The following is a 230-nucleotide window of genomic DNA, read 5'->3' as shown; positions in this document are numbered from 1 at the left end:
CTTTTCGCAGCTTACCACGTCCTTCTTCGGCTCCTAGTGCCAAGGCATCCGCCCTATGCTCTTATTAACTTGACCTATATGCGACACGCAGTGTCGTCATTCGCTCGTGAGAAACGTTAGTTTCTAGAGCGTTGCGATTTTGCATTGCCTCATTTAGATACATTTTTTACTTGTGCCTTCAAGAAATGAATTTCTCGTCGGCGACGCAACTTGCGTTGCGTTTGAATGTC

General features: G+C 46.1%; 1 rRNA gene. It reads right to left on the bottom strand.

The window, feature by feature from the left end:
• Positions 1-75, bottom strand: a 23S ribosomal RNA gene (locus QE109_RS17695); the annotation flags it as partial.
• Positions 76-230: the final 155 nt, after the last annotated feature.

The organism is Fusibacter bizertensis, assembly GCF_029914245.1.
Lineage (GTDB): Bacteria > Bacillota > Clostridia > Peptostreptococcales > Acidaminobacteraceae > Fusibacter_C > Fusibacter_C bizertensis.
The sequence above is the reverse complement of the archived record's forward strand: the minus strand, read 5'-3'. Positions and strand labels throughout refer to the sequence as shown.